The following is a 17,671-nucleotide window of genomic DNA, read 5'->3' on the forward strand; positions in this document are numbered from 1 at the left end:
GCGAAGCGCAGACCGTCTTCCATTGCGATGGTCTTGATCAGGGTAACAGTCATCTGAATGTTGTCACCTGGCATTACCATTTCAACGCCTTCCGGCAGTTCGCAGTTACCGGTCACGTCAGTGGTACGGAAGTAGAACTGAGGACGGTAGCCTTTGAAGAACGGAGTGTGACGACCGCCTTCTTCCTTCGACAGAACGTAGACTTCTGCGGTGAACTTGGTGTGCGGCTTGACCGAACCTGGCTTGACCAGAACCTGGCCACGCTCAACGTCGTCACGCTTGGTACCACGCAGCAGAACGCCGCAGTTCTCGCCAGCACGACCTTCGTCCAGCAGCTTGCGGAACATCTCAACACCGGTGCAGGTGGTGGTGGTGGTGTCACGCAGACCAACGATTTCCAGCGGATCCTGAACGCGGACGATACCACGCTCGATACGACCGGTAACAACGGTACCACGACCCGAGATCGAGAATACGTCTTCGATCGGCATCAGGAACGGCTGGTCGATGGCACGAACTGGCTCAGGAATGTAGCTGTCCAGAGTCTCTACCAGCTTCTTAACAGCGGTAGTGCCCATTTCGTTGTCGTCTTTGCCTTCCAGGGCCATACGAGCGGAACCGATGATGATCGGAGTGTCGTCACCTGGGAAGTCGTAGGTGGACAGCAGGTCGCGAACTTCCATCTCGACCAGTTCCAGCAGCTCAGCGTCGTCTACCAGGTCAGCCTTGTTCAGGAAGACCACGATGTACGGAACGCCAACCTGACGGGACAGCAGGATGTGCTCACGGGTTTGTGGCATCGGACCATCGGCGGCCGAGCAAACCAGGATCGCGCCGTCCATCTGGGCAGCACCGGTGATCATGTTCTTCACGTAGTCAGCGTGACCTGGGCAGTCAACGTGAGCGTAGTGACGAATGGTCGAGTTGTACTCAACGTGAGCGGTGTTGATGGTGATACCGCGCGCTTTTTCTTCCGGAGCCGAGTCGATCTTGTCGAACTCAACGATTGCCGAACCGAAAACTTCGGAGCAAACGCGAGTCAGAGCTGCGGTCAGAGTGGTCTTACCGTGGTCAACGTGGCCGATGGTGCCGACGTTAACGTGGGGAAGGGAACGATCAAATTTTTCTTTAGCCACGACAGTGAACCTCTTGCCTAAAGGGGATTAGCCTTGTTTTTTAACGAGTGCTTCGACGATGTTCGACGGAGCTTCGGCGTATTTGGAGAATTCCATGGAGTAGCTTGCGCGACCCTGAGACATGGAACGAACGTCGGTTGCGTAACCGAACATTTCTCCGAGCGGTACTTCAGCACGGACGACACGGCCAGAGACCGATTCATCCATACCCTGGACCAGACCACGACGACGGTTCAGGTCACCCATCACGTCACCCAGGTAGTCTTCCGGGGTTACAACTTCGACCTTCATGATCGGCTCGAGAACCACACCGCCGCCTTTAGTGGCCAGCTGTTTGGTCGCCATCGAAGCAGCGATCTTGAACGCCATTTCGTTGGAGTCGACGTCGTGGTACGAACCGTCGAATACCGCGGCCTTCAGGCCGATCAGAGGATAGCCGGCAACAACGCCGTTCTTCATCTGCTCTTCGATACCCTTCTGGATCGGGGCGATGAATTCCTTAGGAATTACACCACCAACGACTTCGTTGGAGAACACCAGACCTTCGGTGATGTTGCCTTTCTCGTCGACTTCTGGCTCCGAGAAACGGATCCAGCAGTGACCGAACTGACCACGACCGCCCGACTGACGAACGAACTTGCCTTCGATCTCGACGTTGGACTTGGTGATCTTCTCGCGGTACGAAACCTGCGGCTTGCCGATGTTGGCTTCGACGTTGAATTCGCGCTTCATGCGATCAACGAGGATGTCCAAGTGCAGCTCACCCATGCCCGAGATGATGGTCTGGCCAGTCTCTTCGTCGGTCTTGACGCGGAACGACGGGTCTTCCTGGGCCAGCTTGCCCAGTGCAATACCCATCTTCTCCTGGTCAGCCTTGGTTTTCGGCTCTACGGAGAGCGAAATAACCGGCTCAGGGAAGTCCATACGCTCAAGAATGATTGGCTTGTCGGCGTTGCACAGGGTTTCGCCCGTGGTCACGTCCTTCATACCGATCAGTGCGGCGATGTCGCCAGCGCGCACTTCCTTGATCTCTTCACGCTGGTTAGCGTGCATCTGCACCATACGGCCAACGCGCTCTTTCTTGCCTTTGACCGAGTTGATGACCGAGTCACCAGAGGTCAGAACGCCCGAGTAGACGCGAACGAAGGTCAGAGTACCCACGAACGGGTCAGTCGCGATCTTGAACGCCAGAGCCGAGAACGGCTCGTCGTCGTCAGCGTGACGCACGTCTTTACGAACAGCCGGATCTTCTTTGTCCAGCTCTTTGTCGTCCGGATTGATACCCTGGATTGCAGGGATCTCGGTCGGAGCAGGCAGGTAGTCGATGACGGCGTCGAGAACCAGGGGAACGCCCTTGTTCTTGAACGACGAACCGCAGACGGCCGGTACGATTTCGCTGGCCAGGGTGCGCGCGCGCAGACCGGCCTTGATCTCTTCGACGGTCAGCTCTTCGCCTTCCAGGTACTTGTTCATCAGCTCTTCGCTGGACTCGGCAGCCGCTTCAACCATGTTGGAGCGCCACTCTTGAGCCAGCTCCAGCATATCGGCAGGAATTTCTTCCTCGCGATAGGTGGTGCCCTTGTCGTCGTCGTTCCAGTAGATAGCCTTCATCTTGATCAGGTCGACCTGACCCTGGAAGTTATCTTCCGAACCGATGGCCAGCTGAACAGGAACCGGGGTGTGACCCAGACGGTTCTTGATCTGACCTACGACGCGCAGGAAGTTTGCACCGGCACGGTCCATCTTGTTCACGTAAACAACACGTGGAACGCCGTATTTGTTGGCCTGACGCCATACGGTTTCGGACTGAGGCTCAACACCGGAGGTACCGCAGAACACAACGACCGCGCCGTCGAGTACGCGCAGCGAACGCTCTACTTCAATGGTGAAGTCAACGTGGCCGGGGGTGTCGATGACGTTTACACGGTAGTTGTCATACTGACCAACGGAGCCTTTCCAGAAGGTGGTAACGGCAGCGGAGGTAATGGTGATACCCCGCTCCTGCTCCTGCACCATCCAGTCGGTGGTCGCGGCGCCGTCATGCACCTCGCCCATTTTGTGGCTCAGACCTGTGTAGAACAGGATCCGCTCGGTAGTGGTGGTCTTGCCCGCGTCAACGTGGGCACAGATACCAATGTTACGGTAGCGGTTAATTGCTGTAGTACGAGCCATAAAGCCCTCGCAAAATGATTGATGCTTGAATTAGAAGCGGTAGTGCGAGAACGCTTTGTTGGCTTCAGCCATACGGTGAACGTCTTCACGCTTCTTGACTGCAGCACCCTTGCCTTCGGCAGCATCCAGCAGTTCGCCGGCCAAACGCAGAGCCATCGACTTCTCGCCGCGCTTGCGGGCGTAGTCTACGAGCCAGCGCATTGCCAGAGCGTTACGACGGGATGGACGAACTTCAACCGGAACCTGGTAAGTAGCACCGCCTACACGACGGGACTTAACTTCGACCAGCGGAGCGATGGCGTCGAGAGCTTTCTCGAAGATTTCCAGGGGGTCGCTGTTCTTGCGTGCTTTGACGGTATCCAGGGCACCGTAAACGATGCGCTCGGCTACGGCCTTCTTGCCGCTTTCCATCACGTGGTTCATGAACTTGGCGAGGATCTGGGATCCGTACTTCGGATCGTCAAGGATCTCACGTTTTGCTGCTACACGACGTCTTGGCATGATAAGCCCTCAAACGGTCTTCAGGTTAGCCCGGGACGTGGGTCTTCGACCCCTGCCCGACCTTACTCTTATCGACTCAAAAAAATGGATGTCTGCAAACGGCCGATTACTTCGGACGCTTGGTACCGTACTTCGAACGACCCTGGTTACGGCCTTTAACGCCCGAAGTATCCAGAGAGCCGCGAACGGTGTGGTAACGAACACCTGGCAAGTCTTTTACACGGCCGCCACGGATCAGGACGACGCTGTGCTCTTGCAGGTTGTGGCCTTCACCACCGATGTACGAGGAAACCTCGAAACCGTTGGTCAGACGCACACGGCATACTTTACGCAGTGCCGAGTTAGGTTTTTTCGGCGTGGTGGTGTACACACGGGTGCACACGCCACGACGTTGCGGGCAGTTCTGCAGCGCAGGAACGTCGGACTTCTCGACCGAACGCTTACGCGGCTGACGTACCAGCTGGTTGATAGTTGCCATCTACTAGCTCCACTGATTGTCTTGCGACTCTATTGTCTTGCAAGAAAGCCAAAAATTGGCGAGACGGAGCCTCACCAAATTTAAGGGTACAAAAGTCTAAAGAGGATCTTGCACCCAGTCAAGACGAGGCCCCGACCAACCCCGCCCGATCATCGGCAACATTTTATGTCGCCGATGCCCGTTCGAGGCTGGTCGGGGCCCTGCCCTGTACTTAGTTACCGCTGGAATTCAGCGCTTCGGTCAGTGCGGCTTCCACCTCACTGGCACTTACGCGCAGCGGCTTGTCGGCATCACGGCGACGCTTGCGCTCGCTGTGGTAGGCCAGACCAGTACCAGCCGGGATCAGACGACCCACGACCACGTTCTCTTTCAGGCCGCGCAGGTAATCGCGCTTGCCGGTTACCGCCGCTTCGGTCAGTACGCGGGTGGTTTCCTGGAAGGAAGCCGCGGAGATGAACGATTCGGTCGACAGCGACGCCTTGGTGATACCCAGCAGCACGCGAGTGAACTTCGAGATGAACTTGTCCTCGCCGGCGAGACGCTCGTTCTCGACCAGTACGTGAGTCAGTTCCATCTGGTCGCCCTTGATGAAGCTGGAATCGCCCGACTCGGAGATCTCGACCTTGCGCAGCATCTGACGCAGGATGGTCTCGATGTGCTTGTCGTTGATCTTCACGCCTTGCAGACGGTAAACGTCCTGGATCTCGTTGACGATGTACTTCGCCAGCGCGCTCACACCCAGCAGACGCAGGATGTCGTGCGGATCGCTCGGGCCGTCGGAGATAACTTCACCGCGGTTTACCTGCTCACCTTCGAAGACGTTCAGGTGGCGCCACTTCGGAATCAGCTCTTCGTACGGATCGCTACCGTCGGTCGGAGTGATTACCAGGCGACGCTTGCCCTTGGTCTCTTTACCGAATGCGATGGTGCCGCTGACTTCAGCCAGAATCGAGGCTTCTTTCGGACGGCGCGCTTCGAACAAGTCGGCAACGCGCGGCAGACCACCGGTGATGTCACGGGTCTTCGACGTTTCTTGCGGGATACGCGCGATAACGTCACCAACACCGATCTGGGCACCGTCAGCCACACCAACGAGGGCGTTGGCTGGCAGGAAGTACTGAGCCGGTACGTCGGTACCAGGCAGGTACAGATCCTTGCCATTGGCATCGACCATCTTGATTGCCGGACGGATTTCCTTGCCTGCGGCAGGGCGATCCTTGACGTCCAGTACTTCAATGTTGGTCAAGCCGGTCAGCTCATCGGTCTGACGCTTGATGGTGATGTTTTCTTCCATGCCCACGAAGGTCACGGTACCTTTCAGCTCGGTAACGATCGGGTGGGTGTGCGGGTCCCACTTGGCGACGATGGCGCCAGCTTCGACCTTTTCACCTTCCTTGACCGAAATCACCGCACCGTAAGGCAGCTTGTAACGCTCACGCTCACGACCGAATTCGTCGGCGATGGCCAACTCACCGGAACGCGATACAGCAACCAAGTTGCCGTCGGCACGCTCAACCTGCTTCAGGTTGTGCAGACGCACCATACCGCCGTTCTTAACCTGGACGCTGTCAGCTGCCGAAGTACGGCTTGCAGCACCACCGATGTGGAACGTACGCATGGTCAGCTGGGTACCCGGCTCACCGATCGACTGCGCAGCGATAACGCCGACAGCTTCACCGATGTTCACCTGGTGACCACGCGCCAGGTCACGACCGTAGCACTTGGCGCAGATGCCGTAGCGGGTTTCGCAGTTGATCGGCGAGCGTACGATAACTTCGTCGATGCTGTTCAGCTCGATGAATTCGACCCACTGCTCGTCGACCAGCGTACCGGCTGGAACGATGACATCTTCGGTACCTGGCTTGAATACGTCACGGGCGATTACACGACCCAGTACACGCTCACCCAGCGGCTCTACAACGTCACCGCCTTCGATGTGCGGAGTCATCAGCAGGCCATGGTCGGTGCCGCAGTCGATCTCGGTCACGACCAGGTCTTGCGCCACGTCTACCAGACGACGAGTCAGGTAACCGGAGTTAGCAGTCTTCAAGGCGGTATCCGCCAGACCCTTACGAGCACCGTGAGTCGAGATGAAGTACTGAAGTACGCTCAGACCTTCACGGAAGTTCGCAGTGATCGGCGTCTCGATGATCGAGCCGTCCGGCTTGGCCATCAGACCACGCATACCGGCCAGCTGACGGATCTGGGCCGCAGAACCCCGCGCACCCGAGTCAGCCATCATGTACATCGAGTTGAAGGACTCTTGCTCGACTTCCTTGCCCTCGCGGTCGATGACCTTCTCTTTCGAGAGGTTGGCCATCATCGCCTTGGACACTTCGTCGTTCGCCTTGGACCACAAGTCGATGACTTTGTTGTACTTCTCGCCCTGGGTTACCAGGCCGGAAGCGTACTGGCTCTCGATTTCCTTCACTTCATCGGTAGCGCTGTTGATGATGCGCGCTTTCTCATCAGGGATGACAAAGTCGTTCACACCAATGGACACGCCAGAGATGGTGGAGTAAGCGAAACCGGTGTACATCAGTTGGTCAGCGAAGATGACGGTCTCTTTCAGACCCACCACGCGGTAGCACTGGTTGATCAGCTTGGAGATCGCTTTCTTCTTCATCGGCTGGTTGACCACGTCGTACGGCAGACCTGCCGGTACAACCTGGAACAGCAGCGCACGGCCAACGGTGGTGTCGACGATGCGGGTGTTCTTGGTCACGCTGCCATCACGATCTTTCACGGTTTCGTTGATACGAACCTTGATTTTCGCGTGCAAGGCAGCCTCGCCGGCGCGGAATACGCGGTCGACTTCCTGCAGGTCGGCAAATACGCGACCTTCACCCTTGGCGTTGATGGCTTCACGGGTCATGTAGTAAAGACCCAGTACAACGTCCTGCGACGGAACGATGATTGGCTCACCGTTGGCTGGCGACAGGATGTTGTTGGTCGACATCATCAGCGCGCGCGCTTCGAGCTGGGCTTCCAGCGTCAGCGGCACGTGAACAGCCATCTGGTCACCGTCGAAGTCGGCGTTGTACGCGGCACAGACCAGCGGGTGCAGCTGAATAGCCTTACCTTCGATCAGTACCGGCTCAAAGGCCTGGATACCCAGACGGTGCAGTGTTGGTGCACGGTTGAGCAGTACGGGGTGTTCGCGAATCACTTCGGCGAGAACGTCCCACACCTCTGGCAGCTCGCGCTCGACCATCTTCTTGGCAGCCTTGATGGTGGTCGCCAGACCACGCATTTCAAGCTTGCCGAAAATGAACGGCTTGAACAGCTCGAGGGCCATCTTCTTCGGCAGACCGCACTGGTGCAGACGCAGGGTCGGGCCTACGGTAATTACCGAACGACCGGAGTAGTCCACGCGCTTACCGAGCAAGTTCTGACGGAAACGACCTTGCTTACCTTTGATCATGTCAGCCAGGGACTTCAGCGGACGCTTGTTCGAGCCAGTGATGGCGCGACCGCGACGGCCGTTGTCCAGCAGGGCGTCGACCGCTTCCTGCAGCATGCGCTTTTCGTTGCGCACGATGATGTCTGGCGCCGACAGATCCAGCAGGCGCTTCAGACGGTTGTTACGGTTGATCACCCGACGATACAGGTCGTTCAGGTCGGAGGTCGCGAAGCGGCCACCATCCAGCGGTACCAGCGGACGCAGATCCGGCGGCAGCACTGGCAGGACGGTCAGGACCATCCACTCAGGCAGGTTGCCCGAGCCCTGGAAAGCTTCCATCAGCTTCAGGCGCTTGGACAGCTTCTTGATCTTGGTTTCCGAGTTGGTCTGCGGAATTTCTTCGCGCAGGCGGCCAATCTCGTGCTCCAGGTCGATAGCGTGCAGCAGCTCGCGGACAGCCTCGGCACCCATGCGGGCGTCGAAGTCGTCACCGAACTCTTCCAGCGCTTCGAAGTACTGCTCATCGTTCAGCAGCTGGCCCTTCTCCAGGGTGGTCATGCCCGGATCGATAACGACATAGCTCTCGAAGTAGAGCACGCGCTCGATGTCACGCAGGGTCATGTCCATCAGCAAGCCGATACGGGACGGCAGCGATTTCAGGAACCAGATGTGAGCAACTGGCGAGGCCAGTTCGATGTGCGCCATGCGCTCACGACGAACCTTCGCCAAGGCAACTTCAACGCCGCACTTCTCGCAGATCACACCGCGGTGCTTGAGGCGCTTGTACTTGCCGCACAGGCACTCGTAGTCCTTGACTGGGCCAAAGATCTTGGCGCAGAACAGGCCGTCGCGCTCAGGCTTGAACGTACGGTAGTTGATGGTTTCCGGCTTCTTAACTTCACCGAACGACCACGAACGGATCATTTCAGGCGACGCCAGACCGATACGGATGGCGTCGAACTCTTCGACTTGACCCTGGTTTTTCAGCAAATTCAGTAGGTCTTTCAAGGCCTTTCCTCCTGGCGGAGCAGGGAGCGGGCATTACCTGCCCCGCTCCCCTTCGCGTCACGTGTTATTCGGTTTCCAGATCGATATCGATACCGAGCGAACGGATCTCTTTGATCAACACGTTGAAGGACTCGGGCATGCCCGGCTCCATACGGTGATCGCCATCCACGATGTTCTTGTACATCTTGGTACGGCCGTTCACGTCGTCCGACTTCACTGTGAGCATTTCTTGCAGGGTGTATGCCGCGCCGTATGCTTCCAGCGCCCACACTTCCATCTCCCCGAAACGCTGACCACCGAACTGCGCCTTACCACCCAGCGGCTGTTGGGTAACCAGACTGTAGGAACCAGTGGAACGCGCGTGCATCTTGTCGTCCACCAAGTGGTTCAGCTTGAGCATGTACATGTAACCAACGGTCACAGGGCGCTCGAACTTGTTGCCGGTACGGCCATCGAACAGCACCATCTGGCCGCTCTCTGGCAGGTCGGCCAGCTTCAGCATGGCCTTGATCTCGCGTTCCTTGGCACCATCGAAGACCGGGGTAGCCATAGGCACGCCTTTCTTCAGGTTGTTGGCCAGGGCCAGGATCTCTTCGTCGGTGAACTCGTCGAGGTTTTCCTGACGACCGCCGATCTCGTTGTAGACCTCGGTCAGGAACACGCGCAGCTCAGCGGCTTTGCGCTGCTCTTCGAGCATGCGGTCGATCTTCTCGCCCAGGCCCTTGGCCGCCAGGCCCAGGTGGGTTTCAAGGATCTGACCAACGTTCATACGCGAAGGTACGCCCAGCGGGTTCAGTACGACGTCAACCGGAGTACCGTTGGCATCGTGCGGCATGTCTTCTACCGGCATGATTACCGAGACAACACCTTTGTTACCGTGACGACCGGCCATCTTGTCACCCGGCTGGATGCGACGGCGGATTGCCAGGTAAACCTTGACGATCTTCAGTACGCCCGGCGCCAGGTCATCGCCCTGCTGCAGCTTGCGCTTCTTGTCTTCGAACTTGTCGTCCAGCAGACGGCGACGGTCGACGATGTACTGCTGAGCCTTTTCCAGCTGCTCGTTCAGTGCATCTTCAGCCATGCGCAGCTTGAACCACTGGCCGTGCTCCAGACCGTCCAGCACTTCGTCAGTGATCACGGTGCCTTTCTTCAGGCCCGCGCCACCGTCGACCACCTGGCCGTTCAGGGCAGAACGCAGACGCTCGAAGGTTGCACCTTCGACGATGCGGAACTCTTCGTTGAGGTCCTTGCGGATCTCGTCCAGCTGCATCTTCTCGATGGCCAGGGCGCGGCTGTCGCGCTCGACGCCATCACGGGTGAAGACCTGTACGTCGATGACAGTACCCTTGGTGCCGGTTGGCACACGCAGGGAGGTGTCCTTAACGTCGCTGGCCTTCTCACCGAAGATTGCGCGCAGCAGTTTTTCTTCCGGAGTCAGCTGGGTTTCGCCTTTTGGCGTGACTTTGCCGACCAGGATGTCGCCAGCGCCGACTTCAGCACCTACGTAAACGATACCGGCTTCGTCCAGCTTGTTCAGTGCAGCTTCACCCACGTTCGGGATGTCCGCAGTGATTTCCTCTGGGCCAAGCTTGGTGTCACGCGCCACACAGGTCAGTTCCTGAATGTGGATGGTGGTGAAGCGGTCTTCCTGAACCACACGCTCGGACAGGCAGATGGAGTCTTCGAAGTTGAAGCCGTTCCACGCCATGAACGCGATGCGCATGTTCTGACCCAGTGCCAGCTCACCCATGTCGGTGGACGGGCCGTCGGCCATGATGTCGCTACGCTGAACCTTGTCACCCTTGCTCACCAGCGGACGCTGGTTGATGCAGGTGTTCTGGTTCGAACGGGTGTATTTGGTCAGGTTGTAGATATCTACACCTGCTTCACCGGTTTCCACCTCGTCGTCGTTAACGCGAACAACGATACGGCTGGCGTCGACCGAATCGATCACACCACCGCGGCGAGCAACCACGCAGACACCGGAGTCACGGGCAACGTTGCGCTCCATGCCGGTACCTACCAGCGGCTTGTCAGCACGCAGGGTCGGTACAGCCTGACGCTGCATGTTCGAGCCCATCAATGCACGGTTGGCGTCGTCGTGCTCAAGGAACGGAATCAGCGACGCAGCAACAGAAACAACCTGCTTCGGCGAAACGTCCATCAGGGTGACGTCTTCCGGCGCCTTGACGGTGAATTCGTTGAGGTGACGAACAGCTACCAGCTCATCGATCAGTTGCTTCTTCTCGTTCATCGCGGCCGAAGCCTGGGCGATGACGTGATCCGCTTCTTCAATGGCCGACAGGAACACGATGTCGTCGCTGACAACGCCTTCCTTCACCACGCGGTACGGGCTTTCCAGGAAACCGTACTGGTTGGTGCGGGCATAGGCCGCCAGGGAGTTGATCAGGCCGATGTTCGGACCTTCAGGGGTCTCGATCGGGCACACACGGCCGTAGTGGGTCGGGTGTACGTCACGAACTTCGAAGCCGGCACGCTCACGGGTCAGACCGCCAGGGCCGAGTGCGGAAACGCGGCGCTTGTGGGTGATCTCGGAGAGCGGGTTGTTCTGGTCCATGAACTGGGACAGCTGGCTGGAACCGAAGAACTCTTTCACCGCCGCCGCAACCGGCTTGGCGTTGATCAGGTCTTGCGGCATCAGGCCTTCGCTTTCTGCCATCGACAGACGTTCCTTGACCGCACGCTCGACGCGCACCAGGCCAACACGGAACTGGTTTTCAGCCATTTCGCCGACGCAACGTACGCGACGGTTACCCAGGTGGTCGATGTCGTCGACGATGCCCTTGCCGTTACGGATATCGACCAGGGTCTTCAGGACCTCGACGATGTCTTCCTTGCTCAGCACGCCCGAACCTTCGATCTCGGTACGACCGATACGACGGTTGAACTTCATGCGGCCTACGGCCGACAGGTCGTAACGCTCGGCGCTGAAGAACAGGTTGTTGAACAGGGTCTCGGCTGCATCCTTGGTTGGCGGCTCGCCTGGACGCATCATGCGGTAGATTTCGACCAGAGCTTCCAGCTGGTTGCTGGTGGTGTCGATCTTCAGGGTGTCGGAGATGAACGGACCGCAATCAATGTCGTTGGTGTACAGGGTCTCGATACGGACAACCTGCGCCTTGGCGACCTTGATCAGCAGTTCGGTGGTCATCTCGGTGTTGCATTCAGCGAGGATCTCGCCGGTAGCCGGATGCACGATAGCCTTGGCGGTAGTGCGACCCAGGACGTATTCCATTGGAACGTCCAGCTGCTTGACGCCGGCTTTTTCGAGCTGGTTGATGTGGCGCGCGGTGATACGACGGCCTTGCTCAACGATGACTTTGCCGGTTTCGTCATGGATGTCCATGACTGCAACTTCACCACGCAGACGCTGCGGCACCAGTTCCAGGCTGAGTTTCTCGCCGGAAATGTGGAACACGTTGGTGGTATAGAAGGTGTTCAGCACTTCTTCAGTGCTGTAACCCAGGGCGCGCAGAAGCACCGAGGCCGGCAGTTTGCGGCGACGGTCGATACGCACGAACACGCAGTCCTTCGGGTCGAACTCGAAGTCCAGCCAGGAGCCGCGGTAAGGGATGATGCGAGCGGAGTACAGCAGCTTGCCGGAGCTGTGAGTCTTGCCACGGTCGTGGTCGAAGAACACACCAGGCGAACGGTGCAGCTGGGAAACGATCACACGCTCGGTACCGTTGATAACGAAGGTACCGTTCTCAGTCATCAGGGGGATTTCACCCATGTAGACTTCTTGCTCTTTGATGTCCTTGATCGCTTTGTTCGACGATTCCTTGTCGAAGATGATCAGGCGCACCTTGACCCGCAGTGGGACCGCGAAGGTCACGCCACGCAGGACACATTCCTTCACATCGAAGGCGGGCTCGCCCAGGCGATAGCCTACGTACTCCAGGGCAGCATTGCCGGAGTAGCTGATGATCGGGAATACCGATTTGAAGGCCGCGTGCAGGCCGACGTCGCGGAAGTGATCCTTGGATGCTCCCGCTTGCAGGAATTCGCGATACGAATCCAGCTGGATGGCCAGGAGGTAAGGCACATCCATAACGTCCGGCAACTTGCTAAAGTCCTTGCGGATACGTTTTTTCTCAGTGTATGAGTAAGCCATCAGCGTTCCCCAGCTTGGTCACCTGCTTGTTTGGCTTCTCCCGGCGGGAGCAGCCAGAAAATCGTGCAAACCCCTTGGTTTGCGCCACCCACATGGGTGTCTTGCAGCTCGTTATCGGGACCGGCCTGACCGGCCACCAATAACGGAAAAAGGCCGGTGGCATAAGCCACCAGCCATCAGCCTTCGCTCAACGCTCAGGCTGGCATCGCACAGTCGAGATTACTTCAGCTCGACTTTGGCGCCTGCTTCTTCCAGCTTCTTCTTAGCGTCTTCAGCGGCTTCTTTCGAAACGCCTTCAGCTACTACCTGAGGAGCGCCATCGACTTTCTCTTTGGCTTCTTTCAGGCCCAGACCGGTCAGTTCGCGAACGGCTTTGATCACGTTCACTTTCTTGTCGCCGGCTTCAACCAGAACAACGTTGAACTCGGTCTGCTCTTCAACAACGGCAGCAGCAGCAGCTGGGCCAGCAGCGGCAACAGCAGCGGTAACGCCGAAGGTTTCTTCCATTGCTTTGATCAGCTCAACAACTTCCAGAACGGTTTTCTGGCCGATTGCTTCGATGATTTGTTCGTTAGTCAGAGACATGACTTAAATCCTGTATTGGGGTGACAGCCTACGCAGCCATCAAATTAAACGTATGATTTTGAAAGAGTTCGCGTGCCTTAGGCAGCGGTAGCTTCTTTCTGGTCGCGAATGGCTGCCAGAGTACGAGCCAGCTTGCTGGTGGCGCCTTGGATAACGCTCATCAGTCGTGCAATAGCTTCGTCGCGGGTCGGCAGGGTAGCCAACACGTCGATCTGGTTCGCTGCAATGAAATTGCCGTCAAACGCAGCTGCCTTGATCTCGAACTTGTCCTGACCCTTGGCGAACTCTTTGAACAGACGAGCAGCAGCGCCCGGGTGTTCGTTGGAGAAAGCAATCAGGGTCGGGCCTTTGAACGCGTCGTTGAGGATCGAAAATTCGGTGCCTTCAACAGCGCGCTTGAGCAGGGTGTTACGTACAACACGTACGTAAACGCCAGCTTCGCGGGCCTCTTTACGGAGTCCGGTCATTGCGCTTACAGTCACACCACGGGCATCGGCCACGACAGCGGACAGAGCGACTTTGGCAGCCTCGTTGACTTCAGCGACGATGGCCTTCTTGTCTTCGAGTTTAATTGCCACGGGTTTACTCCTGGTTTTTACCGTTTCATCTGGCCGAAGCCGGATGTCGTTTTGGTGTCTGATTCGGTAACGAATCGGGAGCACCATCTGCGTGGGCTGGTGTTTTAAGGCTTGCGCCGCCTACGGTCTTGGATAGCCCCCGCCAGGCAGGGACCCCAATTTTTGCTGGCGGCGCGACTGGTCGCGCCGCCATGTTCTTACACGTTCAGCGAGCTCTGATCGATGACCAGACCTGGGCCCATGGTGGTGCTCAGGGTAACGCGCTTGACGTAGATACCTTTCGAAGAAGCTGGCTTGATACGCTTCAGATCAGCGATCAGGGCCTCAACGTTTTCCTTCAGCTTGCCAGCTTCAAAGCCGACCTTGCCAACGGAAGTGTGAATGATACCGTTTTTGTCGGTACGGTAGCGAACCTGACCAGCCTTGGCGTTTTTCACGGCAGTGGCTACGTCTGGGCTAACGGTACCAACTTTCGGGTTAGGCATCAGGCCGCGAGGACCCAGAACCTGACCCAGTTGACCTACAACGCGCATGGCATCAGGCGATGCGATGACGACGTCATAGTTCAGGTCGCCGGCTTTCATTTCGGCAGCCAGATCGTCCATACCTACACGGTCAGCGCCGGCAGCCAGAGCGGCTTCAGCAGCTGGACCCTGGGTGAAGACAGCAACGCGAACGGTCTTACCAGTGCCGTGTGGCAGCACAGTAGCGCTACGTACGACCTGGTCGGATTTACGCGGGTCAACACCGAGGTTAACGGCGATGTCGTAGGACTCGACGAACTTGGCAGCAGGCAGCGAAGCCAGCAGAGTTGCCGCTTCTTCGAAGTTGTAGGACTTGCCTGCTTCGATTTTTTCGGCGATTGCCTTTTGGCGCTTGGTCAGCTTAGCCATTACACACCCTCCACGTTCAGGCCCATGCTGCGGGCAGAGCCAGCGATGGTGCGTACAGCAGCATCCAGGTCAGCGGCAGTCAGATCAGCCTGTTTAGCTTTGGCGATGTCTTCCAGCTGAGCACGGGTAACGGTACCGACTTTAACGGTGTTCGGACGAGCCGAACCACTGGTCAGGCCAGCAGCTTTCTTCAGCAGAACCGAGGCAGGGGTGCTCTTGGTCTCGAAGGTGAAGCTACGGTCGCTGTAGACAGTGATGATCACTGGAGTCGGCAGGCCGGCTTCTTGACCCTGAGTACGGGCGTTGAAGGCCTTGCAGAATTCCATGATGTTCACACCATGTTGACCCAGTGCTGGACCAACGGGTGGGCTTGGGTTGGCCTGGCCGGCCTTAACTTGCAGCTTGATGTAAGCCTGAATCTTCTTAGCCATGAGCTACTCCAAAATCGGGTACAAACGCCTGATGGCTCCCCGGATGACTTGCGTTTTATCCCAGTGACGACAAAACCCCGCAACACACAGGGCTGCGGGGTTTGGGATGCTTCGTCCGCCTAGACCTTTTCGACCTGGCTGAACTCGAGCTCCACCGGAGTAGAGCGACCGAAAATGAGCACTGCAACCTGCAGGCGGCTCTTTTCGTAGTTAACCTCTTCGACACTACCATTGAAGTCAGCGAACGGACCGTCAATGACTCGAACCACTTCACCTGGCTCGAACAGCGTCTTCGGCTTCGGCTTGTCGCTGCCGTCGGCAACACGACGCAGGATAGCCTCAGCTTCTTTATCAGTGATCGGCGCAGGCTTATCTGCAGTACCACCGATAAAGCCCATCACACGAGGGGTATCCTTGACCAAGTGCCAAGTCCCTTCGTTCATCTCCATCTGGACCAATACATAGCCAGGGAAGAATTTACGCTCACTCTTACGCTTCTGGCCGTTGCGCATTTCGACGACTTCTTCGGTCGGGACCAGGATCTCGCCGAAACCGTCTTCCATGCCAGCCAGCTTGACGCGCTCAATCAGGGAGCGCATTACATGCTTCTCGTAACCCGAGTAAGCATGCACAACATACCAACGCTTAGCCACGGGACACCTTTAGCCAACGATCAAGGAGACCGCCCAGCCGAGCAGGGAATCAAGACCCCACAGCAGCAGTGCCATAACCAGCACAACAGCCACGACAATCAGCGTGGTCTGGGTGGTTTCCTGGCGGGTCGGCCACACGACTTTACGAATCTCGGTACGAGCTTCCTTCGCAAGCGAAAAGAACGACTTGCCCTTCGCAGTCTGCAGAGCTACAAAGCCCGCGACAGCAGCCAGGACGAGAAGTGCGAGAACGCGATACAGGATTGGAGAGGCGGAGTAGTATTGATTACCCACAACACCAACAACCACCAAAGCCACTACAGCCAGCCACTTGAACAGATCAAAACGCGATTCTTGGGCTTCAGTTTTGGGAGTCATCGAGGAGGATCCTGTAAGAAGAAAGCCATCACACCGAAGTGAAATGGCAGGTCAGGAGGGAATCGAACCCCCAACCTACGGTTTTGGAGACCGTCGCTCTGCCAATTGAGCTACTGACCTGTAACGCTGTATCAGGCCGGCAATTATACCGGCCTGATCAAGTAAATCAACTACTTATTCAATAATTTTTGCTACGACACCGGCGCCGACGGTACGACCGCCTTCACGGATAGCGAAGCGCAGACCGTCTTCCATTGCGATGGTCTTGATCAGGGTAACAGTCATCTGAATGTTGTCACCTGGCATTACCATTTCAACGCCTTCCGGCAGTTCGCAGTTACCGGTCACGTCAGTGGTACGGAAGTAGAACTGAGGACGGTAGCCTTTGAAGAACGGAGTGTGACGACCGCCTTCTTCCTTCGACAGAACGTAGACTTCTGCGGTGAACTTGGTGTGCGGCTTGACCGAACCTGGCTTGACCAGAACCTGGCCACGCTCAACGTCGTCACGCTTGGTACCACGCAGCAGAACGCCGCAGTTCTCGCCAGCACGACCTTCGTCCAGCAGCTTGCGGAACATCTCAACACCGGTGCAGGTGGTGGTGGTGGTGTCACGCAGACCAACGATTTCCAGCGGATCCTGAACGCGGACGATACCACGCTCGATACGACCGGTAACAACGGTACCACGACCCGAGATCGAGAATACGTCTTCGATCGGCATCAGGAACGGCTGGTCGATGGCACGAACTGGCTCAGGAATGTAGCTGTCCAGAGTCTCTACCAGCTTCTTAACAGCGGTAGTGCCCATTTCGTTGTCGTCTTTGCCTTCCAGGGCCATACGAGCGGAACCGATGATGATCGGAGTGTCGTCACCTGGGAAGTCGTAGGTGGACAGCAGGTCGCGAACTTCCATCTCGACCAGTTCCAGCAGCTCAGCGTCGTCTACCAGGTCAGCCTTGTTCAGGAAGACCACGATGTACGGAACGCCAACCTGACGGGACAGCAGGATGTGCTCACGGGTTTGTGGCATCGGACCATCGGCGGCCGAGCAAACCAGGATCGCGCCGTCCATCTGGGCAGCACCGGTGATCATGTTCTTCACGTAGTCAGCGTGACCTGGGCAGTCAACGTGAGCGTAGTGACGAATGGTCGAGTTGTACTCAACGTGAGCGGTGTTGATGGTGATACCGCGCGCTTTTTCTTCCGGAGCCGAGTCGATCTTGTCGAACTCAACGATTGCCGAACCGAAAACTTCGGAGCAAACGCGAGTCAGAGCTGCGGTCAGAGTGGTCTTACCGTGGTCAACGTGGCCGAT

At 57.3% G+C, this 17,671-nt stretch carries 13 protein-coding genes and 1 tRNA gene; all 14 read right to left on the reverse strand.

The window, feature by feature from the left end:
- Window positions 1-1,136, reverse strand: a 1,136-nt coding sequence (gene tuf, locus DM807_RS01950; RefSeq protein WP_179027007.1) for an elongation factor Tu, incomplete at its 3' end; no start/stop codon positions are given.
- Window positions 1,137-1,163: 27 nt separating this feature from the next.
- Complete coding sequence (gene fusA, locus DM807_RS01955) at window positions 1,164-3,308, reverse strand: elongation factor G (RefSeq protein WP_012270236.1); 2,145 nt, start codon at window positions 3,306-3,308, stop codon at window positions 1,164-1,166.
- A gap of 30 nt (window positions 3,309-3,338) precedes the next feature.
- Complete coding sequence (gene rpsG / locus DM807_RS01960; RefSeq protein WP_003246741.1) at window positions 3,339-3,809, reverse strand: 30S ribosomal protein S7; 471 nt, start codon at window positions 3,807-3,809, stop codon at window positions 3,339-3,341.
- Window positions 3,810-3,915: 106 nt separating this feature from the next.
- Window positions 3,916-4,287 (reverse strand): 30S ribosomal protein S12, encoded by a 372-nt coding sequence (rpsL, locus tag DM807_RS01965; RefSeq protein WP_003255492.1) that lies wholly within the window; start codon window positions 4,285-4,287, stop codon window positions 3,916-3,918.
- Window positions 4,288-4,498: 211 nt separating this feature from the next.
- Window positions 4,499-8,698, reverse strand: a complete 4,200-nt coding sequence (gene rpoC / locus DM807_RS01970; RefSeq protein ID WP_012270234.1) for a DNA-directed RNA polymerase subunit beta' — start codon at window positions 8,696-8,698, stop codon at window positions 4,499-4,501.
- Between the two features lie 64 nt (window positions 8,699-8,762).
- Window positions 8,763-12,836 carry a DNA-directed RNA polymerase subunit beta gene (gene rpoB / locus DM807_RS01975; RefSeq protein ID WP_012270233.1) on the reverse strand — a complete coding sequence of 1,358 codons (4,074 nt, stop codon included), beginning with the start codon at window positions 12,834-12,836 and terminating at the stop codon, window positions 8,763-8,765.
- A 219-nt stretch (window positions 12,837-13,055) separates the two neighbouring features.
- Window positions 13,056-13,421, reverse strand: coding sequence for a 50S ribosomal protein L7/L12 (gene rplL / locus DM807_RS01980; RefSeq protein ID WP_003255496.1), 366 nt, complete (start codon window positions 13,419-13,421; stop codon window positions 13,056-13,058).
- 77 nt (window positions 13,422-13,498) lie between these two features.
- On the reverse strand, window positions 13,499-13,999 hold the full coding sequence (gene rplJ, locus DM807_RS01985) for a 50S ribosomal protein L10 (RefSeq protein WP_003255497.1): 501 nt from the start codon (window positions 13,997-13,999) through the stop codon (window positions 13,499-13,501).
- Window positions 14,000-14,196: 197 nt separating this feature from the next.
- The gene (rplA, locus tag DM807_RS01990) at window positions 14,197-14,892 is read right to left on the reverse strand and encodes a 50S ribosomal protein L1 (RefSeq protein ID WP_012270232.1); all 696 of its coding nucleotides are present in this window, start codon (window positions 14,890-14,892) and stop codon (window positions 14,197-14,199) included.
- Window positions 14,892-15,323, reverse strand: coding sequence for a 50S ribosomal protein L11 (gene rplK, locus DM807_RS01995; RefSeq protein ID WP_003255500.1), 432 nt, complete (start codon window positions 15,321-15,323; stop codon window positions 14,892-14,894). The genes rplA and rplK overlap by 1 nt, the downstream gene beginning before the upstream one ends.
- Window positions 15,324-15,442: 119 nt before the next feature.
- Complete coding sequence (gene nusG, locus DM807_RS02000; RefSeq protein ID WP_003255501.1) at window positions 15,443-15,976, reverse strand: transcription termination/antitermination protein NusG; 534 nt, start codon at window positions 15,974-15,976, stop codon at window positions 15,443-15,445.
- Between the two features lie 9 nt (window positions 15,977-15,985).
- Window positions 15,986-16,354, reverse strand: coding sequence for a preprotein translocase subunit SecE (gene secE / locus DM807_RS02005; protein WP_012270231.1), 369 nt, complete (start codon window positions 16,352-16,354; stop codon window positions 15,986-15,988).
- A 44-nt stretch (window positions 16,355-16,398) separates the two neighbouring features.
- Window positions 16,399-16,474, reverse strand: a tRNA-Trp gene (locus DM807_RS02010).
- 54 nt (window positions 16,475-16,528) lie between these two features.
- A partial coding sequence (gene tuf, locus DM807_RS02015) for an elongation factor Tu (protein WP_125924594.1) occupies window positions 16,529-17,671 on the reverse strand: 1,143 nt, incomplete at its 5' end.

The sequence above is a fragment of the Pseudomonas hunanensis genome, from assembly GCF_013393325.1.
Classification (GTDB): Bacteria; Pseudomonadota; Gammaproteobacteria; order Pseudomonadales; family Pseudomonadaceae; genus Aquipseudomonas; species Aquipseudomonas putida_P.

Excerpts from the sequence above, each read along its gene's own strand:
- fusA (WP_012270236.1), bottom strand. The coding sequence starts at position 3,308 with ATGGCTCGTACTACAGCAATTAACCGCTACCGTAACATTGGTATCTGT.
- rpsG (WP_003246741.1), bottom strand. The coding sequence starts at position 3,809 with ATGCCAAGACGTCGTGTAGCAGCAAAACGTGAGATCCTTGACGATCCG.
- rpsL (WP_003255492.1), bottom strand. The coding sequence starts at position 4,287 with ATGGCAACTATCAACCAGCTGGTACGTCAGCCGCGTAAGCGTTCGGTC.
- rpoB (WP_012270233.1), bottom strand. The coding sequence starts at position 12,836 with ATGGCTTACTCATACACTGAGAAAAAACGTATCCGCAAGGACTTTAGC.
- rplL (WP_003255496.1), bottom strand. The coding sequence starts at position 13,421 with ATGTCTCTGACTAACGAACAAATCATCGAAGCAATCGGCCAGAAAACC.
- rplA (WP_012270232.1), bottom strand. The coding sequence starts at position 14,892 with ATGGCTAAGCTGACCAAGCGCCAAAAGGCAATCGCCGAAAAAATCGAA.
- rplK (WP_003255500.1), bottom strand. The coding sequence starts at position 15,323 with ATGGCTAAGAAGATTCAGGCTTACATCAAGCTGCAAGTTAAGGCCGGC.
- secE (WP_012270231.1), bottom strand. The coding sequence starts at position 16,354 with ATGACTCCCAAAACTGAAGCCCAAGAATCGCGTTTTGATCTGTTCAAG.